The sequence below is a fragment of the Dactylosporangium sp. NPDC049525 genome (assembly GCF_040676755.1).
Classification (GTDB): Bacteria; Actinomycetota; Actinomycetes; order Mycobacteriales; family Micromonosporaceae; genus Dactylosporangium.
This window is the reverse complement of record NZ_JBFAPO010000087.1, coordinates 13,988-35,736: the sequence shown is the minus strand read 5'-3', so window position 1 is coordinate 35,736 and position 21,749 is coordinate 13,988. Positions and strand designations below refer to the sequence as shown.

Sequence of the window (21,749 nt, the reverse complement as noted above, 5' to 3'; positions counted from 1 at the left end):
CTGGCGCCGCCGCACGGTGCCGCCAGGCGGTGCAGCGGCCGCGCCGCCGGCGGCGGTGGCGGGTCGCCGTCGGTCAGGGCCACCCGCTCGGCCTGCAGCCGCTCGAGGTCCGGATCGGGGCGCAGGTCGGCCGGGCGCCCGGCGGCCCTGGCCGCGGCCCGTCGCCGCCGGGCGAGCCCGCGGTGCCGGGCGATGAGCGTCGTGACCTCGCGCAGGCGGGCGTCGGCGGCGCCGCCCGGGTCCGGTCCCTCGGCGTCCAGGCCGGCCCAGGTGACCGGGTACCCCCAGGAGGCCCGCACGGTTCCGTCCCGCTCGTAGCGGGGGCCGGCCGGCGCCCGCTCGCCGCCGAAGCGGTCCTCGGTGTCCAGCCCCCACAGCCCCCGGTAGTCGCGGACCCAGGGCGTGTCGTCGTCGATGAGGACCGGCGTCCACGCGTCCCGCTGACCGGCGCCGATGGCCGGGCCGTCACCGCGGTGGTAGTCCAGGAACGGCAGGCCGAAGCCCGGCCCGGCCGGCGCCGCCGAGCGCGGGGCGACCAGCCGCCGCGCCGCGTGCCACCAGGCGCCGGCGGTCTCCAGCCACGGCCAGCTGACGGTGGTGACGTAGTCCCCGGGCCGGTACGCGCCCGCGTGCGAGCCACCGCCGGCGTAGACGACGGGATGCTCGCCGATGCGCTCCAGCTCCGGGTCGTCCCAGCGGCGGCGCAGCTCCGGACCCAGCTTGTCGTGCGAGGAGAAGACCACCCACGCGGGGGGTCCGCCGGGCTCCGCGACGAAGACCGTCACCTGCTCCCAGTCCGCCTCATGGTCGTTGACGCCGCCGAAGGTGGAGCGCCAGTCGTTCATGGCGTAGAAGAACCAGTACTGCATGACCAGGTAGCCGCCGTCGCGGGAGACCCGGCCGTAGTAGGGGCGGACCTCGGGCGACGGCCGCCCGGCGTAGCGCACCTGCGCCGCGGCCCGCGTCCCGCCCGGCACCGTCCCCCGCAGCAGCAGCGACATCCGCAGCGCCGCGTCGACGAGCCGGGACACCAGGCCGACCGCGGCGAGACGGTCACCGGGCCGGAACGTGCCAGGGCTCACGTCGTGACGCCAGCGCCGGTACGCCGGCCCGTCCAGCGGCCGGTCCACGAACCGTAGGTGCAGCGGCTTACCCCGCAGCCGCCGCCCGTGCTCGGCGAGCCGGTCGGGGTCCAACTCGCCGGCCGGCACGAGACACCCGGCGGCACCCCCGCTCTCCCCGCCGCGCCACAGCGAGGTGGCGCGCAGGAACCCGTCCACCGACGTCGGCAGGAACAGCTCACCCGCCGTGTACCGGATCACGGGCTCGTAGCGGATGAGGAGCCGCAGGTCGTCGGACACCGGCACGCTGTACCCAGGTGACCGGGCGGAAATCCTCAACGTCGCGCCGGCCGGGTCGATGCTCCGATCGGCCCCGTTTTCCGGTTCGCGCGGCAAGGACGGCACATGAGCGCAAGCACTGCCCCCATCCAGGTGACGGTCCGTCGTGGCGCCGTCGTCGGCTGGGTCGCCGACAGGTCCGTCGGGACGAAGAACCTCATCGGCATCGCACTCGTGGCGCTGGTCGCGATCGGCGTCGGCATCATGTCGATCACGAACATGTCGCAGCTCAACGACCGGCTCGGGCAGCTCAAGTCCCGGCACCTGGAGAGCGTCGAGCAGCTCGTGGTGATCCGGCAGGGCGTCAGCGAGAACTACCGGGGGCAGTCGCTGTCCGCGTGGTCGAGCTACGACCCGACGCTCGCCCCGCGGGCCGTGCAGGCGGTCGACAGCGGCGACGCGATGATCGACGACGCGCTGGCGAAGTACCGGACCAGGCTGGCCGGCTCCGTCACCCGCGAGGCCGCGCTGAACGACTTCGCGAAGGCGTGGACGGACTACAGCAACCTGCGCGACGTGGTGGTCTTCCAGAAACCGGCCCCGGCCGGGATGACGGTGCCGACAGGCGCGGCCGAGCAGAACACGCTGTGGCAGGGTCTCGAGGCGCAGATGAACGCGGCCCTGGCGAAGCTGCAGCAGCAGGAAATCGTGGAGTCCGCGGCGATGGCGCAGTCGGCCGCCGACGACTACGCGACGGCGCGGAACTGGACGATCGGGTCGCTCGTGGCCGGGCTGGGCCTGGCGCTGCTGCTGGCCCTCGCGATCGCCCGGCGGATGAACCTGCAGCTGCGGTCGGTCTCCGACACGCTGCGCGGCGTCGCCGACGGCGACCTGACCCTGCGCGCCGACGTGTACGCCCGTGACGAGCTCGGCTCGATGGCGGCCGCGATGAACCGCGCCAACGAGAGCGTCGGGCGCACCGTGCAGACCCTGGCCGCCGCGGCGGGCACCCTCGGCGCGAGCACCGGCAGGCTGACCAGCGTCACGACCCGCATCGCGGACAGCGCCAAGGCAGCGGCGTCACGGGCGAACGTGGTGGCGGGCGACGCCGGTACCGTGTCGCACAACGTCCAGACGGTCGCCGCCGGCTCCGAGGAGATGGGCGCGTCCATCCGGGAGATCGCGCAGAACGCCAACGACGCCGCGCGGGTGGCCTCCGAGGCCGTCGGCGTGGCCGAGTCGACGAACCGCACGGTGTCGAAGCTCGGCGACTCCTCGGCGGAGATCGGCAACGTGGTCAAGGTGATCACCTCGATCGCCGAGCAGACCAACCTGCTGGCGCTCAACGCCACGATCGAGGCGGCCCGGGCCGGCGCGGCGGGCAAGGGCTTCGCGGTCGTCGCCAGCGAGGTGAAGGACCTCGCGCAGGAGACCGCGCGGGCGACCGAGGACATCTCCCGCCGGGTCGAGGCGATCCAGTCCGACACCGCCAACGCGGTCGGCGCGATCGGCGAGATCAGCCGGATCATCGCCCGGATCAACGACTACCAGCTGACGATCGCCTCGGCGGTCGAGGAGCAGACCGCGACGACGAGCGAGATGAGCCGCAGCGTCGGCGACGCCGCCCACGGCGCGGCGAACATCGCCGGCAACATCGCCGGGGTCGCCGACGCCGCGGACACCACGACGGCCACGCTCAGCGAGGTCGACGCGACGGTCGCCGAGCTCAACGGCCTCGCCGCTGACCTGCAGCTGGCCGTCGGACGGTTCCGCATCTAGGGGTTTACGCGGTTCGCACTGACCGCGTGGGACCTGCCCGAACGCGCGGCGGCCCGGTCGCCACCGGGCCGCCGTCCTTCCGCTGCGCGAGGTCGGGCTCCGTGAAGCTGTGCGGCACATGGTACTGTGTGCCGCATGGTAAGCGGTGCCGCCGACAAGCTCGAGCAGGAGCTGCGCCGTGGGGTCCTCGTCCTCGCGGTGCTGTCGCAGCTGCGGACGCTGCGCTACGGCTACGAGCTGCGACAGTCCCTGGTGGACCGGGGGCTGCCGATCGAAGAGGGCACGCTCTATCCGCTGCTGCGCCGGCTGGAGGCGCAGGGCGTGTTGCGCAGCGAGTGGCGCGCGGCGGACGGCCCGCCCCGGCGCTATTACGAGCTCAGTGCCGCCGGTGCGAAGCTCTTCGAGGACCTGACTGCCACCTGGCGGGGCCTCAACACGGCGATGGACCTCCTCCTGGAAGGTGAAGTGCGATGACCGCCGACGAGCTGATCGACAGTTACGTGGCCGACGTGGTCGGACTCCTGCCGCGCGCGCAGCGCCGCGACGTGGCCCTGGAGCTGCGGATGCTGCTGAGCGAGGAGGTCGCCGCCGCGGCCGCCGGCGGCCAGGACCGCGCGACCGTGGCCCGCGAGCTCCTGGCCGGCTTCGGCCGCCCGGCGGAGGTGGCCGCGCGCTACGGCTCGCCGGTCACCCTCATCGACCCGGCCGACACCCGCCGGTTCCTCACCCTCGCCGCGGGCGGCGCCGGGCTGATCCTGTTCGCCGCCGTGCTGCAGGAGCTCATCGAGCAGGCCGCGCCGCAGCGCGACCTGGAGCGGGCCGGGCAGCAGGCACTGCCGGTCGTCTTCGCGTGGCTCGGCCTGCTCCTGGCGGGCTTCGCCGTCGCCGCGTGGTCCCGCCGTCGCAAGCCGGACGCCGGCTGGCGGCCGCGGCCGGTGCCCACCGACCGGATCAGCCGGCCGGGCCGGGCGGCCGGACTCGCCTTCTTCGTCCTCGGCACGCTCGTGCTGCTCGACCCCGCGAGGGTGATCAGCGCGTTCGCCGGGTCGCGGGCCGCACCCGCGCTGCGCGAGGCGTTCGCCTACGACGAGGACTTCCTGCGGGTGCGCGGCCCGGTCCTGCTCGCGCTGATGCTCAGCGGGCTGGTCGTCCAGGCGGCGCTGGTGTGGCGGGGCCGGTGGCTGCCGCTGATCCACCACACCGACACGGTGCACGGCCTGGTCACCTGCGCGGCGCTCACCTGGGTGCTCGGCGCCGGCCCCGTCTTCACCGCGACCCAGACCGACCAGACGGCCAAGGGGATCGTCGCCCTGATCGTGCTCGGCTCCCTCGTCGACCTCGCCGTCCGGGCCCGCCGCCACCACGTCCGGCGAGCAGTCGACCACTGAGAGCGCTCTCTTGACGGGGTGGTCAGCGGCTTTGTACGTTCGACCGAAGTCAATCTGTGAAGATTGCTTACGGTAACCGGACGGACGCCGCCATGTCCTCGGGAGGTCGCCCAATGCAACTCCATGTCAAGGCTCGCACCCTGCTCATGCTGGGTGCGACTGTGATCACGTTCCTCACCGCCGTCGCGGTGCGGGACGCCAGCACCACCGCGGCCCAGGCCGCCATCGGAGGACTGACCTGGTCCGACGAGTTCGACGGCGCCGCCGGCAGTGCGCCCAACGCCAGCAAGTGGAAGCGCGACATCGGCGGGGGTGGCTGGGGCAACAACGAGCAGCAGTACTACACCAACAGCACGAGCAACGCGTCGCTCAACGGCGCCGGTCAGCTCGTGATCACCGCCCGCCGGGAGAACCCGGCGAACTACCAGTGTCACTACGGCACGTGCCAGTACACCTCGGCCCGGCTGCTCACCGCGGACCGGTTCACCCAGGCGTACGGGCGCTTCGAGTCCCGCATGAAGATCCCGCGGGGGCAGGGCATCTGGCCGGCGTTCTGGATGCTGGGCGCCGACATCGGCACCAACCCGTGGCCCAACAGCGGCGAGATCGACATCATGGAGAACATCGGCCGCGAACCCAACCAGGTCCACGGCACCATCCACGGCCCGGGCTACTCCGGCGCCGAGGGGATCGGCGCGGGCTACACCATCGGCGCGCCGTTCGCCGACGCGTTCCACACGTTCGCGGTCGAGTGGGAGCCCAGCGTCCTGCGCTGGTACGTCGACGGCAACCTGTACCAGACCCGGACGCCCGCCGACCTGGGCGGCGACCGGTGGGTGTTCGACCACCCGTTCTTCATGCTGCTGAACCTCGCGGTCGGCGGCTACTGGCCCGGCTACCCCGACGGCAGCACCCAGTTCCCGCAGACGCTCACGGTCGACTACGTGCGGGTGTACGCGTACACCAGCGGTGGTGGCGGTGGCGGCGGGACGGCCGGACCGATCATTGGCAACGGCAGCAACCGGTGCATCGACGTGCCCAGCTCCAACGCGGCCGACGGCAACCGGCTGCAGATCTGGGACTGCAACGGCACCGGGGCGCAGCAGTGGACGTTCAACTCGGACGGCTCGGTGCGGGCGCTCGGCAAGTGCATGGACGTGTCCGCCGGCTCCACCGCCGACGGCGCGGTCGTGCAACTGTGGACCTGCAACGGCTCCGGCGCGCAGAAGTTCACCCTCAGCGCGGCGGGCGACCTGGTGAACATCCAGGCGAACAAGTGCGTCGACGTGCAGAACGTGGCCACCGCCAACGGCTCGAAGCTGCACATCTGGACGTGCAACGGCGCCAGCAACCAGAAGTGGCACCGCTGAGGTGAAACTGCTGCGGTGGCGTCAGGCCCGGCGCCACCGCAGCACTTCCAGGGCCGCGCCGATGGCGACCACGTTCTCCGCCAGGGGACGGGGGAGCAGTTCGTCGGCGCGGGCCAGGCGGCGCAGGACCGTGTTGCGATGGGTGTAGAGCCGTTCCGCGGTCCGGGTGGTACTGCACTGCTCCCGCACGTAGGTCAGCACGGTGAGCTGGGTGGCCGCGTCGGCGTGCAGCAGGTCGCCGAGCGTGTCGGTGAGGAACTCCTCGGCCTGGGTCGGCTCCGCGGTGAGCAGCGCGACGAGCTGCACGTCCTCGTAGCGGGCGACCTGCTGCGGTGACGTGAGCCGGGTCAGCATCCGCTGCGCCTCCGCCGCGTCGAGATGACTGCGGCGGAAACCGGCCACATCGGCGCCGGGACGCCCGATGGCGACCCTGACCTCAGGATGGCCGCCGAGATCCTTGAGCACGGGCGCGGCGTCTGCGGGGAACCACACCCACAGCGCGGCGGCACCGGCGACGACCGTCAGGCGGTGTGTGGCGCCGGCGGCGCGCATGACCGTCTCCGCGGCGCCCTCCAGGTCCCCGGTCGCGGCCGCCACGCTCCACACGATCGCCGCCGTGTGCGGCCCGGCGAGGCCGTAGCCGAGCTGCGCCTCGGCCCGGGCCCGGCCGATCGGCGCGCCCTCCAGCAGGAGCGTGACCGCGGCCCGGCGCTCCGCCGACGCGCCCCGGGTCAGCTCGGCGCGCTCCGCCTCCATCCGCTGCGACACCGCCGCGACGGTGTCGTCGATGAACGTGGCGATCGACAGCGCGGAGGCGTCCAGCAGCTCACGCAGCAGGACCGGATCCGAGGTCAGGTCGAAGCAGATCTCCATCCAGCGGCGCCACGCGACGCTCTGCGCCGTGCGGTAGGCGTCCAGGCCGCGCTCGTCCAGGCCGCGGCGCACCATGTCGCGGGCCGCGTCCAGGGCCTCCGCGCCGGTGTTGGCCGGGACGCGGCGGCCCGGGTACCGGACGTTCTGCGCCGCCCAGTGCAGCAGGTTGGCGAGGTTGGCCCGCTTCGTCGCCTCCGCGAGGACCGGGTCCGCGGCGACCGGCCGCATCCGGTCCCCGCCGAGGGCCGCCGCGTGCAGCTCCTCGATCCACTCCGCGCGCGGGTCCAGGGCGATCTCGGCGCCGCGCCGGAACAGCTCGGCGACCTGGGGCGACACCCGCGGCCACCGCGACTGCGCAGCACTGTGCACCATGCGGGGAGTATTTCGGTGCAGGTTGCGCTAGCGCAAGGCGGGTCTGGAGGCGCATCGTCGTGCTCATGACCACCGCGCGAGCCCCGGTCGAGCACCTCGACGTCCTGATCGTCGGTGCCGGCATCTCCGGCATTGGGGCCGGCCGGTACCTGCGCACGGAGCTGCCGGGCAAGACCTTCGCGATCCTCGAGGCCCGCGCCGCGTCCGGCGGCACCTGGGACCTGTTCCGCTACCCCGGCATCCGGTCGGACTCGGACCTGCACACGTTCGGCTACGAGTTCAAACCGTGGCGGGACGAGGAGTCCATCGCCGACGCGCCCAGGATCCTGGCGTACCTGCGGGAAACGGCCACCGAGAACGGCCTCGACGACCACATCCGCTACCACCACCGGGTGGTGTCCGCATCGTGGTCGAGCGACGAGGCCCGCTGGAGCGTCGAGGTCGACCGCGCCGACACCGGCGAGCGGGTGCGGCTGAGCGCCGGCTGGCTCTTCTGCGCCGGCGGCTACTACCGCTACGACGAGGGCTTCACCCCGCGGTTCGAGGGCCGGGAACGCTTCACCGGCCCGGTCGTGCACCCGCAGCAGTGGCCCGAGGACCTCGAGTACACCGGCCGGCGGGTGCTCATCATCGGCAGCGGCGCCACCGCGGTCACCCTGGTGCCGGCCCTGGCCCGTGCCGCCGCGCACGTGACGATGCTGCAGCGCACCCCGTCCTACGTGATGCCGGTGACGAAGAAGGACCCGGTCGCCAACGCGCTGCGCCGGTGGCTCGGCGACGAGCGCGGCTACCGGGCGACCCGGCGCAAGAACATCGCCCAGCAGCGCGCCGTCTGGCGGTTCTGCCAGCGGTTCCCGAAACTGGCCCGCCGGCTCATCCGCTGGGTCAACACGAAACAGCTGCCGGCCGGGTATCCCGTCGACGAGCACTTCAACCCGCCCTACGGGCCGTGGGACCAGCGGCTGTGCGCGGTGCCGGACGGTGACCTGTTCCGCGCCATCCGCAAGGGCACCGCCTCGGTCGTCACCGACCGGATCACGACCTTCACCGAGCGGGGCGTGCTGCTGGCGTCCGGGCGGGAACTGGAGGCCGACGTCATCGTCACCGCCACCGGGCTCAACGTCCAGGCCCTCGCCGGGCTGACCCTGACCGTCGACGGCCGCGCGGTGCGCCTGCCCGACACCGTCGCGTACAAAGGCATGATGTTGTCGGGCGTACCGAACTTCGCCTTCGCGATCGGCTACACCAACTCGTCGTGGACGCTCAAGATCGGACTGCTCTGCGAACACTTCTGCCGGCTCCTGGCGCACATGGACGCCACCGGCACCGCCATCTGCCGGCCCGAGGTCAGCGACCCCGCGATGCCGACCCGCCCGTTCCTGGACTTCGCCGCCGGCTACATCCAGCGCGTCGTCGACCAGCTGCCCCGGCAAGGAGACCGGATGCCCTGGCTCACCTCGATGGACTACCACTCCGACGTCAAGCTGCTGCGCGCCGGCCGCGTCGCCGACCCCGAACTGCGCTTCGAACGGGCCCCGGCGGGAGTGACGGCATGACCGACGACCAGTTCGTGCAGCTGCCGGACGGCCGGCCGCGGATCTGCTACCGCGTCGACGGCCCGCCGGACGGCGCCCCGCTGCTGCTCGTTGCCGGCCTCGGCCTGGACCTGATCTCGTGGCCGCAGCGGATGCTGGACGGGTTCACCGGCCACGGCCTGCGGGTCATCCGCCTGGACAACCGCGACGCCGGCCGCTCCACCCGGGTCGAGGCCAAACCGCCCAGCATGCTGCGGCAGCTGTTCGCAAGGCCGGTGCCCGGCGCGTACGACCTCGCCGACATGGCCGACGACGCGCACGGGCTCCTCGAGCACCTCGGCGTCGGCCGCGCCCACCTGGTCGGCATGTCGATGGGCGGGATGATCGCCCAGACCCTCGCCGCCCGCCACCCCGACCGGGTCGCCACGCTCACGTCGATCTTCTCCACCACCGGCGACCGGCGGGTCGGGCAGCCGGCCCGCTCCACGATGCTGCGCATGGCGAAGCCGCCGTCGCGCACCGCGGAGGAGTCCGTGGCCCGGCACCTGGCGCTGCTGCGGCACATCGGCTCCACCGACTTCCCGCCGGACGAGGCGTTCGAACGCGAGTGGGCCGCGCAGCTGTGGGACCGCGGGGTCGGCGCCCGCGCCGGCGCCGGCGTCGCCCGGCAGATCGGGGCCATCCAGGCGTCGGGGGACCGCACCGCGCAGCTGCGGACGATCACTGCGCCGACGCTCGTCATCCACGGCGACGTCGACCGCATGGTCCACCCCAGCGGCGGGCGGGCCACCGCCGCCGCGATCCCCGGCGCCCGGCACGTCGAGATCACCGGCATGCGCCACCACCTCGCACCCGGCGTCCAGGACCGCATCGTCACGCTCACCGCCGAGCACATCGTGGCCGGCTCGGGAGTGCCGGAGTGAGCGATGCCCGGGGTCAGGGCCGCAGCAGTGCGGTGAACATGTCGCGCAGCGGCCCGGCCAGCTCCTCCTGACTGGCGGAGGACAAGGGCTCCAGCGCGGTCGAGGAGCGCAGCAGCGCGATCCCGATCGCGGACGCCAGGGTGATCTGGGCCCGCAGCATGCGCCCTTCGGCATCCGTGTCGCCGGGCCGCCAGCCGGCGGCGGTGGCCAGCCGGTCGGCGAAGGTGTGCAGGATGTCGGCCCGGATCCGTTCGGCCCGCTCGTCGCCGGAGGAGCGCAACAGCAGCAGCAGCTGGTTGCGGTACTGCGCGGCGTCCGGGCCGGCCAGCCGGGCCGCGATGTCGTGCGGGATCCGCTCCAGGGTCACGTCCTCGCGCGCCTCGCGGCCGAGCTCGTCGCCGACGCCCGCCAGGCACGCCTCGAACAGGCCCTCCTTCGACGTGAAGTAACGGTTGATGAGGGCGACGTTGACCCCGGCGTCGGTGGCGATGTCCCGCACGGTCGTGGCCGTGTACCCGGCCGCGGCGAACCGGCGCCGGGCCGCGTCGAGCAGCAGCCGCCGCGTCCCGGCCGCGTCCCGGCGCCGCGGCCCGGCGCCGGCTTCGGCGGTGTTGGTGGTCATGGCATCCCCCTCGTCCCGCCATCAGGGTAGCGGGCGCCGGTGTGACGTAAACGATTGTTGACTTATCGTCGGAGCGGCCGATACTAGCTAAGTCAGCAATCGTTTACATAGCTGCGGGGATCTCATGACGCGAACCATCGAACCGCCGGTCGCCACGGGCCGGCACGTCAACAGCACCCTGCTGGTGGTGTACCTGTCGCTCGGCGGCCTGGCCTTCGCCGTGCTGCAGTCGCTGGTCGCACCGGCGATGTCGACGATCGCGCGGGACCTGAACGCCTCCACCGCGGACATCAGCTGGATCCTCACCGCGTACCTGCTGTCGGCGTCGGTCCTGACGCCGATCCTCGGCCGCCTCGGTGACATGGTCGGCAAGCGCCGCGTCCTCATCGCCGTCCTGGCCGTCCTCGCCGCCGGCACGCTCCTCGCCGCCCTCGCCCCCAACCTGGCGGTGCTCATCGTCGCCCGCGCGCTGCAGGGCGCGGCCGGCGCGATCCTGCCGCTGTCCATCGGCATCGTGCGCGACGAACTGCCCCGCGAGAAGGTCGCCGTCACCGTCGGCCTGCTCTCGGCGATCTTCGGCGTCGGCGCGGGCGTCGGCATCGTCGGCGCCGGCCCGATCGTGGAGCACCTGTCGTGGCACTGGCTGTTCTGGCTGCCGCTGGTCCTCGTCATCGTCGCCCTGCTCGGCGCCGTGTTCGGCATGCAGGAGTCGCCGGTGCGCACCCCGGGCCGCCTTGACATGCTCGGCGCCTCGATCCTGTCCGTGTCGCTGGTGTCGCTGCTGCTGGCGATCAGCAAGGGCCAGGCGTGGGGCTGGAGCGACCCGAAGACCGTCGGCCTGCTCGCGCTCGGCGTCGTCGCGCTGGTCGTGTTCGTGCTGGTCGAGCGGCGGGTCAAGGAGCCGCTCGTCGACATGCGCCTGATGTCGATCCGCGGCGTCTGGGCCACCGACCTCGTCGCCCTGATCCTCGGCTTCGCCATGTTCGGCACGTTCCTGCTCGTCCCGACGCTGCTGCAGCTGCCCGCCGCGACCGGCTACGGCTTCGGCAAGTCGGTGTCGGAGTCCGGCCTGTTCCTGCTGCCGACCGTGCTGATGATGGTCGTGTTCGGCCCCATCGCCGGCCTGCTGAACCGCCGCTTCGGCCCCAAGGTGCCACTGTTCCTCGGCGCCGTCGCGGTCGTCGCCGCGTTCACGCTGCCCGCCGTCGCCCACGGCGCCGTCTGGCAGGTCCTCGCGTCCGGCCTGCTCACCGGCGCCGGCATCGGCCTGTCCTTCGCCGCCATGTCCAACGCCATCATCGAAAGCGTCCCGGCCGAACAGACCGGCGAGGCCAGCAGCGTCAACACCATCGCCCGGACCATCGGCAGCAGCGTCGGCACCGCCGTCGTCGCGGCCGTGATCACGTCCAAGAGCACGCCGCAGGGGCTGCCGACCGACGCCGCGTTCACCGCCGGCTTCTGGGCCTGCGCCGGGGTCGCGGTCCTCGCGGTCCTCGCCTCGCTCGCCCTGCCGTCGGCGCACCGCCGCCACGAGCAGGCCGTTGCGGTCGGGGTCGAGGACCTGCCGCCGGAGCCCGCCGAACTGCACCTGCCGCACCTGCCGCACCACCACGACACCCAGCCGGCCGAGCTGGACGCACCGCACAGCCACAGCACCCGCGGCTGAACTGTGGCAGCGGCTGACAGAACTTCGCCGCTGAGCGAGCACGAGTCGAAGATGAGCGACCACAGCTGAAATGGCGTCTCGTCGGCCGGGGGATCGGCGCACCCCCGGCCTCGGCTGCCGGCCGCTGGACAAGCGCCGTACCTCAGCGGCCGTGATTCAAAGCTGATCAGTTGAGCAGGTCGAGGAGCCGCTCGGCCTGCTGGCCGAGGGTGCCAGGCGGGTTACGGCGTTCGGTGGGGCTGCCGGGGCGGAGCTGGTGCAGCCAGAAGATGGCGTAGAGCCGACGTGCGTCGAGCAGCCGGTCGCCGTCGAGGTCGAACAGCGTGAGGAACCCGGTCCAGTCAGCGCGTCGGGCTGAGAGGTGTTCGAGCAGGTCGGCCAGTTCGAACTCGCGGTCGGACTGGCCGGCGTCTTCGAAGTCGACGATCCGGATCCGCTGCCCATCCCACAGGTAGTTGGCGAGCCACAGGTAGTTGGCGAGGTTCGGGTCGGTGTGGCCGAGCACGGTGTTGCTGGCGGGGCCGAGGCGCAGCCTGGCCAAGAAGGACCGGGCCGCATGGCCGGCCTTGCACACCGAGCCGGGCGCGCTGGACGTTGCGCACCGCCGCTGCATCGCGGTTGAACGATCGCAGCCGTTCCGCAGCGCCCGCGGCTGACAGGGCTCTCCGCTGAGCGACCGCAAGTTCAAGATGGGCGACCACAGTTGAAATGGCGTCCCGTCGGCGGGGTCGGCGCACCCCCGGCGTCGGCTGCCGGCCGCTGTACAAGCACCGTACCTCAGCCCACCTAATTGATCTCCGAAGCCGTTGTGGCGCGGCTACGTTCCGTACTTTACCGGGCCGGAGCGACGGACAATCGACAGCACTCTTGATCACGTTTGCGGCGGGCCGCGACAATGCCGCTCGTGGAGACAGAGGACGAGCGGCGGCGGCGTTCCAGTGGATGTGACTGGATGCCGGACTGTGACATCCCGGGGTGCGATGGTTGTGACATCCCCGGCTGTGACTGCAACTTCATGCTGGGGATGTCGTTGCTCGGCGCGATGGCGATCAGTGCGCCGACGAGGAAGCCGCGGGCGACCGCCAGCGGGCCAGGGCGCGCCGGGATGGCGGCGATCCGCGGGTATCAGCGGTGGCTGTCGCCGCACCTGCCGACCCGGTGCCGGCAGATCCCGACGTGCAGCAACTACGGCATGGAGGCGGTGCGCCGCTACGGCCTCGTCGTCGGCTCCCGGCTGACCGCCGCCCGGATCCGCCGGTGCAACCCGTCAACCCCGCACGGCACCCACGACCTGGTCCCGTAGGCGGCCCCAGGAAGTAGCCGGCCCCAAGAAGGCCGGCCCACAAACCCGGTCCCCTAGGCGACAGTCCGGTTCCTCGCCGCAAGCCACCAGGATGGCTTACTCTCCCGCTACCAGCACCGACGGCGGACGGGAGCCCCTGCGATGAAGGCCCTCATCAGCGGATTCATCTGGATCGCCAACTCGGTGAAGGCGACCGTGGCGACCTACCTCGTGCTCATGCTCATCGGCGGCACGCTGTACAGCCTGTTCGAGGACAAGAGCTTCGGCGACTCGTTCTGGTGGGCGGTCGTCACCGCGTCGACCGTCGGCTACGGCGACACGTACCCGACCACGACACCCGGCCGGATCGTCGCCGGTTTCCTGATCTCCATCATGGTGCTGGTGGTGATCCCGCTCATCACCGCCCACTTCGCGAGCAAGCTCATCGTCGACAACGACGCGTTCCGGCATGAAGAACAAGAAGAGATCAAGCAGCACCTGCGGGCGATCCGGGCCACCCTGGAGCGCATGGAGCAGGAGCGGCAAGCACCCTGAAAACCGGGAAAACCCTTTGCGGCGCGCGGCCGCATCCGCGATCGTGGACCGCATGACGCTCTGACGGACGACACCCAGCGCCCTGTTTCTTCGAAGTGAAGCGAGCGTCCGTGCCCCACCGTCAGGCCGTCCCGGCCACCGTCACCGTGTTCGCCGGCCCCACCAGCTGGATCGAGTCCGACGCCGTCGCGCAGTGCCATCAGGTCGCCGCGCTCGACGGCATGCTCCACGTCGCCGGCATGCCGGACCTGCACCCCGGCAAGGGTGCGCCGATCGGCGCCGCGATGGCCTCGACCGTGCTGTACCCCTTCCTTGTCGGCTCCGACATCGGCTGTGGCATCGCGGTGTTCCCGATCAGCCTCAAGCGTGCCGTTCCGGAGAAGCTCGCCGCCCGGTTCCCCGACCTCGACACGCCGCTCGACCCGGACCGCGACGCCGACGACCCCGCGTGGGCGGTCCTGCACGGCGACATCCCGGGCGGGCACACCGAGGGCCTCGGCACCGTGGGGCGGGGCAACCATTTCGTCGAGCTCGCCAAGGTCGGCACCGTGTTCGACGACGCCCACGCGGGCCGTCTCGGGCTCGCCGCCGGCGACCTGGTGCTCGTCGTGCACAGCGGCTCCCGCGGCTTCGGCGAGCGGATCCTGCGGGCGCACACCGAGGTCCACGGCGCGGGCCCGGCCGCCGATCCCGCCGCGTACCTGGCCGCGCACGACGACGCGGTGCGCTGGGGCTCGCTCAACCGGCGGCTCCTCGCGGCCCGGGTCGCGCACGCCCTCGGAGCGCAGCCCACCGAGCCGGTCGTCGACCAGTGCCACAACCTCGTCGAGGTGCGTGACGGGGTCTACCTGCACCGCAAGGGCGCGGCGCCCGGTGACGGCCGGGACGTGCTCGTCGCCGGCACCCGCGGCACGCCGTCGTATCTCGTCGCCGCGCATGCCGGTGCGGACGCCAACCACTCGGTGGCGCACGGCGCGGGCCGCAAGATGTCCCGCGCCGACGCGCTGCGCCGTGGCAAGGCCAAGCACACCGTGGAGGAGCTGCGCCGCACGCCGGTCGGGTCGCTGGTCGTGTGCGGCGACCGGCAGCTGCTGTTCGAGGAGGCGCCGACCGCGTACAAGCGCATCGAGCAGGTGATCGGCGACCTCGTCGAGCACGGCCTGGCCACGCCGGTGGCGACCACGGTCCCGCTGGTCACGTACAAGACCCCGGAGGCCGGGCCGGCGCAGCAGAAGGACCACCGCCGGCGCGGGTTCAGCAGGTGACGCCCTGCTTGGCGAGCTCGGCGATCAGGGCGGACGCGGTGAGGTTGGTGAAGTTCACGTCCTTGCCGTTGGCGGTCTCGATGACGTAGTCGTCGTCGCCGGAGTCCTGCTCGATCTCCACGGTGCAGTTGCCGGCCTTCGCGTCGGCCTCGTAGTCGTCGAGCTTCTTCTCGTTCTTCTTCTTTTTCTTGTTGTAGACCTGGTCGTAGTCGGCCTCGGCGGACACGTTGGTGTAGCCCGCCTTGGTCAGCTGCTTCTCCAGGTCGTCCGCCTGCGAGGAACAACCGGCGAGCCCAGCGCCGAGCAGCAGCATGGTCGTGGCGGCAATGATGGTTCGGGTGGCTCGCATGGCGATTCGCGCTTCTTCCGTCTCAGGGGGTGGGAGTCACTATTCTGGATCATCCAGCCGGTGACGCTGTCGGGATGCCGATGACCGTTGTGTCGGCAAAAGGCATGGTGCCGGTGCGGCGTGCGTCGTAGTCGGGATCGAGCGTGCCGAAGAGCCGGTCCCACACGGTCGTGTAGAAACCGAGGTTGTACCGGGGTGCCGCGTGGTGCCCTGCGTGCATCGCCGGCGTGGCGACCCAGCGGAAGACCGCGGCGGCGCGCACCCGCTGTGGCAGCGGCTCCACGCCCAGGTGGCCGAGGATCCCGAAGAGCAGGTTCACCACGGTGTACGCGCCCAATGCCCACGCCGAGAACGGGTGCACCGCCAGGACGACCAGCCATGCCCCGCCGAAGCCGAGCACCTCGACCGGGTGCAGCGCGAACAGCGTGATCGGCCGGGCGTCGGCGAAGACGTGGTGCAGCCGGTGCGCGAGCGGGAACAGCCACCGCACGTGCGCCGTCGCGTGCCCGGCGTACAGCAGCACGTCCATGACCACGATGAGCACGGCGAAGTCGAGCAGCGCCCGCCAGCCGAGCGGCAGCGTCAGGGTGATGACCCCCACGCGCCACAGCCACCAGCCGGCGACGGTGACGCCCGCGTTGAGGACCGTGGCGGCGGCGACCAGGCCCAGTTCCAGGCGGCTGACCGGGCCCGGCGGCGCGGTGACCCGGTGCGCGCCGGGCAGCCGCAGCGCCCAGTGCCCGAGCAGCGCGGTGACCCCGACCAGCGCGGCGTTCTCGGCCAGGGCGAGCACCGCGAACCAGCCGGCGGGCAGCTCCCGCAGCCAGGTGACGAACTCGTGCACGCCCGTACTGTCTCACCCACGCGCAACGGCTTGCCGTCACTGCTACGTTCTGCGATGCTACGCCGTACGTAGTAGTGGAGGTGGCATGTCCGGACTCACCGCGTTCGGCCGATTCTCGGAGCCGGCGCTGCTCATCCTCGTCAGCCTCGCCGACGGCCCTAAGCACGGCTACGCGATGCAGGACGACATCGAGGCACTCACCGGCGAGCGCCCCGGCCCCGGCACGCTGTACGGGGCGGTCCGCCGCCTCGAGGAACAGGGCTTCATCCGGGCGCTGCCGGAGCGGGAACGCCGCAAGCCCTACGAGGTCACCGACAGCGGCCGGGACGCGCTGCGGGTGGAGCTGGCGCGTATGCGGGCCGTCGCCACCACCGGCCTGCGCCGGCTGGCGCTGCCGTGAGCGGCCCGGCCGGCAGCCGCCTGGCGGGGCTGGTGCTCGTCCTGTACCCGCGACCGCTGCGCGACCGGTACGGCCCGGAGATCGCCGACCTGCTCGCGAACTCCCGGCACCCGGTGCGCGACCTCGCCGACGTCGCCCGGTGCGCGCTCGCCGAACGGGCAAGGACGCTCACCGCCGCGCGGCTGCGCCCGCACCTGCACGCGACCGCCGGCCTGGTCGTCGCGCCCGTGGCCTTCGCCGGCGCGTTCCTCGCCGCCATCGCGTTCTTCTCGCTGATCCTCGCCGTAGTGGTCGGCGGCAGCCCGTCGCCGGACGCCGCCACCGCCGTAGGGATCGTGCTGGCGGCGGCGGTCGTGCCGGTCGCCGCCGGTGCGGTCTGGCTGGCGGGGCACGCCCGGCCGCCGGCCGTCGCCGCGCTCGCGCCGGTGGCCCTCACCGCCGGGCTGCTGCCACTGGCGCTGCTGTTCACCCGGCCCGGCACGGCATGGCCGGCGGTCGCCGCCCTCGGGTGCTGGTGCGTGGCGACCTCGGCGGTGTCCACGGCCGGTGCCGCGGCGCTGCGCCGGGGACACCGCGTCCGCGCGGTGCTCACCACCGCGGTCGGCGGGATGCTGGCGTGCGAGCTCGCCTTCACCGTGTACGGGCTGCTGGTCCTCGGCCCGGCGTCCTGGGCGTTCGCGACCTACCCGGTCACCGTCCTCGGCCTCGACCCCGGCCTGATCGGCGACCGGACTGACCAGGTGGGCGAGTCGGTGCAGATCCTGCCCGCCGTGCTCACCGTCTGCACCGCCTACGCCGCCGCCCTGACGACCCGCGCCGGCGTGGCCCTCCCACGCCCAAACGCAGGTTGACCGTGGGCGATCTACCCACGCAGTGCGCGGACGGCGTGCTCGAACGCGACGTAGCGGCCGATCCCGTCCTCGACGGTGACGTCCGGGTTGAACGTGTCGTCCAGCAGCCACAGCTGGGCGACGTCCGCACCGGGATGCGTGGCGGTGAAATGGACGAGGTTGCGCCGCCAGTCGGCGTAGCGCCGGGCCGTCATGCCGCCGCGTTCCCAGGTGTACAGCACCGCCTGCGGCTCGAAGACGAACGCGAGCCCGTGGCGGCGCAGCCGGTACCCCAGCTCGGAGTCCTCCAGACCCCAGCCGGCGAATCCCACGTCGAACCCGCCGACGGCCAGCAGGTGCTCCCGGCGCACCGACAGGTTGCAGCTGAACGCGTAGTGCCAGCAGGTCGCGAGGTCGTCGAGGTCCGCGCCGAGCCGGGCGAGGACCATCAGCCGCACGTCGCGCGGCGGCGGCAGCGAAGCGAACGACCAGTCCCGCAGGAACGCCTCCGGGCCGGTGTCCGCGTCGCCCAGGCGGTGCCGCGGGCCGAGGACGACGAGGTCGGGCCGCCGCTCGTGGTGGCCGGCGTGGCGGGCGACGAAGTCCGGCGGGAACACGTGGTCGGGGTCGAGCATGACGACGAGGTCGCCGGTGGCGTGACCGATGCCGATGTTGCGGGCCGCCGACCGCCCCGAGGCGGCGGTCCGCGGCTGGTGCACGTACCGCAGGTCCAGGCCCGGTTCGAGGCCATCGACCAGGGCCGCGGTGCCGTCGGTCGAGCCGTCGTCGACGACGATCACCTCGAGCGCGTGGCCGCCGCCGAGCTCCTGGCGGCGCAGCGCGGCCAGGCACCGCCCGAGCGCCGGGCCGGCATTGTAGCACGGCAGAATCACGCTCACCTTCATCGACATTCCTCCAAATAGATGGGTGCCTAGGCCCTAAGCTGGCGCCATGGCTGTGACAAGCCGCCGCGTGCGACGCATCTATCTCAGCCTCGTGCTGTTGAACACGCTGGCCGTCACGTTCATCTGGGGCATCAACTCGCTGCTGCTGTTCGAGGCCGGGCTGAGCAACACCGAGGCGCTGGCGGCCAACGCCTGCTTCACGCTCGGGTATGCGGTGTTCGAGATCCCGACGGGGTCCATCGCCGACACGTGGGGGCGCCGCGCGTCCTACCTGCTCGGCGGCTGCACGCTGACGGTCACGACCCTGCTGTACTGGCTGGCCTGGCGCCTGCACGCGGACGTGTGGGCGTGGGCGGCGGTGTCGGTCGTCCTGGCCATCGGCTTCACGTTCTTCTCCGGCGCCACGGAGGCATGGCTGGTCGACGCGCTGCACTTCCTGCAGTACGAAGGCCGGCTGGAGCGGGTGTTCGCCCGGGGCCAGGTCATGACCGGGATCGGCACCCTCGCCGGGTCGCTCGGCGGTGCCTACGTGGCGCAGGTGACCGACGTCGGCGTGCCGTTCCTCATCCGGGCCGGGCTGCTGCTGGCGCTCACCGTCGTCGCCTGGCGGGTGATGCACGACGTGGGGTTCACACCCCGGCGGGCGGAAGGCCCGATGCGGGAGGTCCGGCGGGTCCTCACCGAGTCGGTGCGGCACGGCTGGGGGCGGCCCGCGGTGCGCTGGGTGATGCTCGGCGCGGTGTTCGCCGCCGGGGTCAGCTACTACGTCGCGTTCACCATGAAGCCCTACCTGCTGCAGCTGGCCGGCGACCGGCACGCCTACGGGCTGCTCGGGATCGCGGCCGCGGTCAACGCGGTGGCGCAGATGATCGGCGGGCTGCTGGCGATGGCGTTCCAGCGGCTGTTCCGCTGGCGTATGTCGGTGGTCATCGCCGGGGTGCTGCTCAACGGCGCGCTGCTGGTCGGGTTCGGGCTGGCCGGGACGGTGCCGTTCGCGATGGCGCTGCTCGGCTGCTACAGCATGGTGAACGCCGCGATCCTGCCGTCGCGGCAGGCCTACCTCAATGGCCTGCTGCCGTCCGGGCAGCGGGCGACGGTGCTGTCCTTCGACTCGCTCGTGGCGTCCAGTGGTGGCGTGGTGACGCAGCCCGGCCTGGGCCGGGTCGCCGACCTGTGGGGCTATCCGTCCTCCTTCGTCCTGGGCGGCGCGCTGCAGGCCGTCGCGTTGCCGGTGCTGTTCCTGGCCCGCCGTCACGAGGTCGCCGCGGCTACGCCGGAGGAGCCGGTCGTCGCGGTGCCGCAACGGTCGTGAAGGGCCGCTTGGTGCCCTCGACGACCGGCCACACCTCGCAGGGGCGCAGCGGCACCCCGAGGCGCAGCAGCGCGAGGCCACCCGCCAGGCGCACCGCGGCGAGCCGCCCGAACAGGGCGTAGAGCCACAGGTAGAGCCGGCACTGCAGGCGCTGTGCCGGCCGCAGTCGGGCGTAGCCGGCCGGGTCGACCCGGCGGCGGAAGTGGCGTCCCCGCACGCCGCGGTACTCGGGGAACAGCAGGTTCAGCCGGTGCGCCTCGTACGTCTTGCGGCGCTGCGCGTAGGAGAAGTCCCGCAGCCGCGGGATCGGCTGGAAGTAGATGCGGGCCGCGACCGCGTGGCGGATGGCGGCCGGCCCGTGCCGGTCGATGATGGCCCGCGACAGGTACGAGTCGTCGCTGATCGGCCCCCGCTCGAGGCTCAGATACGCGGCGGTGCGCGGGTCGACGTCCGCCAGCCGGTGCGGTGAGCGCCACGCGACGTCGTAACGCCGGATGGCGAAGGCCCGGCCGCACAGGTGCCGGCCGCGGTGGATGACGTCGGGGTGGTAGTCGGCGAAGTTGTACACCACGCGCAGAAACCCGGGCCGCCCGTCGTGATCGGCGGGGACCATGCTCGCCCAGGCCGCCTCCGCGTCGGGGTGCTCGGCCATCACGCGGACCAGCTCCCGCAGGCATCCCGGGTCGAGGACGCAGTCGGCGTCCACGAGGATCAGGTGCTCCTCGGAGCGGGCCAGCCGGGCGATCGCCCGCTGCGCCTCGATCAGCCCCGGCGCGGACTCGATCACGTGGAACGTGACCCCGTCGCCGTTCCCGGCCGTGTACTCCTCGACGTACTCGTCGACGACCTCACGGGTCCGGTCGGTGCACCCGTTGACGGCGACGATCACCTCCGCCGGGACCGGCTCGGGCAGCGCATCGAGGGCGACCTCGACCGAGCGCAGGGTCTGCGCGATCGTCGCCTCCTCGTTGCGGGCGGCGACCCCGATGCTCAACATCCCTGGCCCCACATCCCCTGGCCCCGTCAGGCGCCGGGTGCCACGACGCGGTGGACGTAGTCCTCGAACTCGGCGACCGAATCGCCCGTCCACACCATGCCGTGCTCCCGGATGATGAACCAGTCCGTCTGTTTCTGGCGCAGCTCCCGCAGGAAGAGCCGCCCGGCGGCGAAGCGCCCCCCCTCGATCCTCGCGTCGGTGACGAGGTCCCGGAACCGCGGGCCCCGGGTCAGCTCCCGGTGATGGAAGTGCACGATGAGCCGCGGCCTGCGCCCGTGCATGCTCAGCAGGCTGCTGAGCATCAGGAACTCCGGCGCGTCGGAGCTCGGCAGCCGCGGCCCCGTGTAGGTGAGGCTGGCGGTCCCCTCGTCGAACGAGGTGATCAGGTCGAAGTCGCCGGCGGTCATCCGCGACTTGTCGGTGACGGTCTGCGAGGCGAACCAGTGCCCGTCGTGGGTGAACATGATGGAGCCGTCGGTGTACGGCTTGCGCTGCCACAGGTGGTGCTCGCGGTGCACGCGGGCCAGCTCGGCGATCTCCCCGGCGTGCTCGTCGCGCAGCCGCTCCAGCACGTCCTGGTCGCCGGCGTCGACGCTCTCGGTCGGCTGGTACTTGACCCGGATCGTCTCGCCGATCGCGTTGACGTAGACGTCCTGCCACGTGTTGGTGCGGATGCCCCGGGTCAGGTCGACCTCGTCCGGGAAGATGGCGTTGATGTCGAGCAGGTCGCACAGCTGCGGCACCCAGGTGCCGGCCCTGGTGTAGTCGGGCCGGTCCTCGTTCGCCTCGGTCAGCGGATACGCCGAGATGATGTTCGTCCTGGCGCCGGTCGCGGCGAGGGCGGCCAGATAGCCCTGCTCCTCGACCGGCATCGTCAGGGGGTTCGTCGGCCCGTAGATGACATACGTGACGCAACCGGGCCGGTGCTCGGGCACGGCGCCGTAGGCGAGCGGCTCGAGCGTCACACCGTATTCGGCGTGCAGGGCCCGGAACGCCGGCTGGATGATCTCGCTCAGTGCCCACCCGCCGTGCGGGGACACCGGATTGACGACATAGAAGTAGCGCAGTTCAGAGATGTCGCGCTTATACCGGTAATCGTTGGCCTGCAGGTTCCCCGTGGAAGTCATCGAAGTGACCACCCC

The 21,749-nt window shown here is 72.3% G+C and carries 22 protein-coding genes; 13 read left to right on the top strand and 9 right to left on the bottom strand.

Annotated features, from left to right (window positions below; genetic code table 11):
- A partial coding sequence (locus AB0K00_RS53485) for a hypothetical protein (RefSeq protein ID WP_363538632.1) occupies positions 1–1,361 on the bottom strand: 1,361 nt, incomplete at its 3' end.
- A 105-nt stretch (positions 1,362–1,466) separates the two neighbouring features.
- Here AB0K00_RS53485 and AB0K00_RS53480 point away from each other — a divergent pair.
- The 4 genes from AB0K00_RS53480 (at position 1,467) to AB0K00_RS53465 (ending at position 5,877) form a co-directional block, all read left to right on the top strand.
- Positions 1,467–3,119, top strand: coding sequence for a methyl-accepting chemotaxis protein (locus AB0K00_RS53480; RefSeq protein WP_363538630.1), 1,653 nt, complete (start codon positions 1,467–1,469; stop codon positions 3,117–3,119).
- 135 nt (positions 3,120–3,254) lie between these two features.
- Positions 3,255–3,593: a PadR family transcriptional regulator gene (locus AB0K00_RS53475; RefSeq protein WP_363538628.1), complete on the top strand. Its 339-nt coding sequence runs from the start codon at positions 3,255–3,257 to the stop codon at positions 3,591–3,593.
- On the top strand, positions 3,590–4,507 hold the full coding sequence (locus tag AB0K00_RS53470) for a hypothetical protein (RefSeq protein WP_363538626.1): 918 nt from the start codon (positions 3,590–3,592) through the stop codon (positions 4,505–4,507). Before AB0K00_RS53475 ends, AB0K00_RS53470 begins: the two co-directional genes overlap by 4 nt.
- Positions 4,508–4,620: 113 nt before the next feature.
- Positions 4,621–5,877, top strand: coding sequence for a family 16 glycosylhydrolase (locus tag AB0K00_RS53465; protein ID WP_363538624.1), 1,257 nt, complete (start codon positions 4,621–4,623; stop codon positions 5,875–5,877).
- Between the two features lie 21 nt (positions 5,878–5,898).
- Here the strand turns inward: AB0K00_RS53465 and AB0K00_RS53460 are convergent, their stop codons facing one another.
- Positions 5,899–7,122 carry a helix-turn-helix domain-containing protein gene (locus AB0K00_RS53460; RefSeq protein ID WP_363538622.1) on the bottom strand — a complete coding sequence of 408 codons (1,224 nt, stop codon included), beginning with the start codon at positions 7,120–7,122 and terminating at the stop codon, positions 5,899–5,901.
- Between the two features lie 65 nt (positions 7,123–7,187).
- On the opposite strand from AB0K00_RS53460, the gene AB0K00_RS53455 reads away from it, so the two are divergent.
- Positions 7,188–8,678, top strand: a complete 1,491-nt coding sequence (locus AB0K00_RS53455; RefSeq protein ID WP_363538620.1) for an NAD(P)/FAD-dependent oxidoreductase — start codon at positions 7,188–7,190, stop codon at positions 8,676–8,678.
- The gene (locus AB0K00_RS53450) at positions 8,675–9,580 is read left to right on the top strand and encodes an alpha/beta fold hydrolase (RefSeq protein ID WP_363538618.1); all 906 of its coding nucleotides are present in this window, start codon (positions 8,675–8,677) and stop codon (positions 9,578–9,580) included. Before AB0K00_RS53455 ends, AB0K00_RS53450 begins: the two co-directional genes overlap by 4 nt.
- Positions 9,581–9,593: 13 nt before the next feature.
- Here the strand turns inward: AB0K00_RS53450 and AB0K00_RS53445 are convergent, their stop codons facing one another.
- Entirely contained in the window at positions 9,594–10,202 is a 609-nt protein-coding gene (locus AB0K00_RS53445; protein WP_363538616.1) for a TetR family transcriptional regulator, read from the bottom strand.
- A 124-nt stretch (positions 10,203–10,326) separates the two neighbouring features.
- Here AB0K00_RS53445 and AB0K00_RS53440 point away from each other — a divergent pair, with 124 nt between their 5' ends.
- Positions 10,327–11,868 (top strand): MFS transporter, encoded by a 1,542-nt coding sequence (locus AB0K00_RS53440; RefSeq protein ID WP_363538614.1) that lies wholly within the window; start codon positions 10,327–10,329, stop codon positions 11,866–11,868.
- A 166-nt stretch (positions 11,869–12,034) separates the two neighbouring features.
- Here the strand turns inward: AB0K00_RS53440 and AB0K00_RS53435 are convergent, their stop codons facing one another.
- Positions 12,035–12,550, bottom strand: coding sequence for a phosphotransferase (locus AB0K00_RS53435; RefSeq protein WP_363538634.1), 516 nt, complete (start codon positions 12,548–12,550; stop codon positions 12,035–12,037).
- Positions 12,551–12,772: 222 nt separating this feature from the next.
- On the opposite strand from AB0K00_RS53435, the gene yidD reads away from it, so the two are divergent.
- The 3 genes from yidD to AB0K00_RS53420 all read left to right on the top strand — a co-directional run bounded on the left by yidD (position 12,773) and on the right by AB0K00_RS53420 (position 14,970).
- A complete protein-coding gene (yidD, locus tag AB0K00_RS53430; RefSeq protein ID WP_363538612.1) occupies positions 12,773–13,171 on the top strand; it encodes a membrane protein insertion efficiency factor YidD in 399 nt (132 codons plus the stop codon).
- A gap of 141 nt (positions 13,172–13,312) precedes the next feature.
- A complete protein-coding gene (locus AB0K00_RS53425) occupies positions 13,313–13,705 on the top strand; it encodes a potassium channel family protein (RefSeq protein WP_363538610.1) in 393 nt (130 codons plus the stop codon).
- Between the two features lie 110 nt (positions 13,706–13,815).
- A complete protein-coding gene (locus AB0K00_RS53420; RefSeq protein WP_363538608.1) occupies positions 13,816–14,970 on the top strand; it encodes an RNA ligase RtcB family protein in 1,155 nt (384 codons plus the stop codon).
- On the opposite strand, the gene AB0K00_RS53415 is transcribed toward AB0K00_RS53420, so the two are convergent.
- Positions 14,960–15,319 carry a hypothetical protein gene (locus AB0K00_RS53415; RefSeq protein ID WP_363538606.1) on the bottom strand — a complete coding sequence of 120 codons (360 nt, stop codon included), beginning with the start codon at positions 15,317–15,319 and terminating at the stop codon, positions 14,960–14,962. The two genes, AB0K00_RS53420 and AB0K00_RS53415, sit on opposite strands and share 11 nt — an antisense overlap.
- A gap of 49 nt (positions 15,320–15,368) precedes the next feature.
- Positions 15,369–16,163: a sterol desaturase family protein gene (locus tag AB0K00_RS53410; RefSeq protein WP_363538604.1), complete on the bottom strand. Its 795-nt coding sequence runs from the start codon at positions 16,161–16,163 to the stop codon at positions 15,369–15,371.
- A gap of 85 nt (positions 16,164–16,248) precedes the next feature.
- Here AB0K00_RS53410 and AB0K00_RS53405 point away from each other — a divergent pair, with 85 nt between their 5' ends.
- Both AB0K00_RS53405 and AB0K00_RS53400 read left to right on the top strand, forming a co-directional pair.
- Positions 16,249–16,563 (top strand): PadR family transcriptional regulator, encoded by a 315-nt coding sequence (locus AB0K00_RS53405; RefSeq protein WP_363538602.1) that lies wholly within the window; start codon positions 16,249–16,251, stop codon positions 16,561–16,563.
- The gene (locus tag AB0K00_RS53400; protein WP_363538600.1) at positions 16,560–17,414 is read left to right on the top strand and encodes a hypothetical protein; all 855 of its coding nucleotides are present in this window, start codon (positions 16,560–16,562) and stop codon (positions 17,412–17,414) included. The genes AB0K00_RS53405 and AB0K00_RS53400 overlap by 4 nt, the downstream gene beginning before the upstream one ends.
- 11 nt (positions 17,415–17,425) lie before the next feature.
- Here AB0K00_RS53400 and AB0K00_RS53395 read toward each other — a convergent pair whose 3' ends face one another.
- The gene (locus AB0K00_RS53395; RefSeq protein WP_363538598.1) at positions 17,426–18,298 is read right to left on the bottom strand and encodes a glycosyltransferase family 2 protein; all 873 of its coding nucleotides are present in this window, start codon (positions 18,296–18,298) and stop codon (positions 17,426–17,428) included.
- 46 nt (positions 18,299–18,344) lie between these two features.
- Between AB0K00_RS53395 and AB0K00_RS53390 the strand changes: the two genes are divergently transcribed.
- Positions 18,345–19,610 carry an MFS transporter gene (locus tag AB0K00_RS53390; protein ID WP_363538596.1) on the top strand — a complete coding sequence of 422 codons (1,266 nt, stop codon included), beginning with the start codon at positions 18,345–18,347 and terminating at the stop codon, positions 19,608–19,610.
- Here AB0K00_RS53390 and AB0K00_RS53385 read toward each other — a convergent pair.
- Entirely contained in the window at positions 19,567–20,607 is a 1,041-nt protein-coding gene (locus tag AB0K00_RS53385) for a glycosyltransferase family 2 protein (RefSeq protein WP_363538594.1), read from the bottom strand. The two genes, AB0K00_RS53390 and AB0K00_RS53385, sit on opposite strands and share 44 nt — an antisense overlap.
- Positions 20,608–20,633: 26 nt before the next feature.
- On the bottom strand, positions 20,634–21,734 hold the full coding sequence (locus tag AB0K00_RS53380; protein ID WP_363538592.1) for a hypothetical protein: 1,101 nt from the start codon (positions 21,732–21,734) through the stop codon (positions 20,634–20,636).
- Positions 21,735–21,749: the final 15 nt, after the last annotated feature.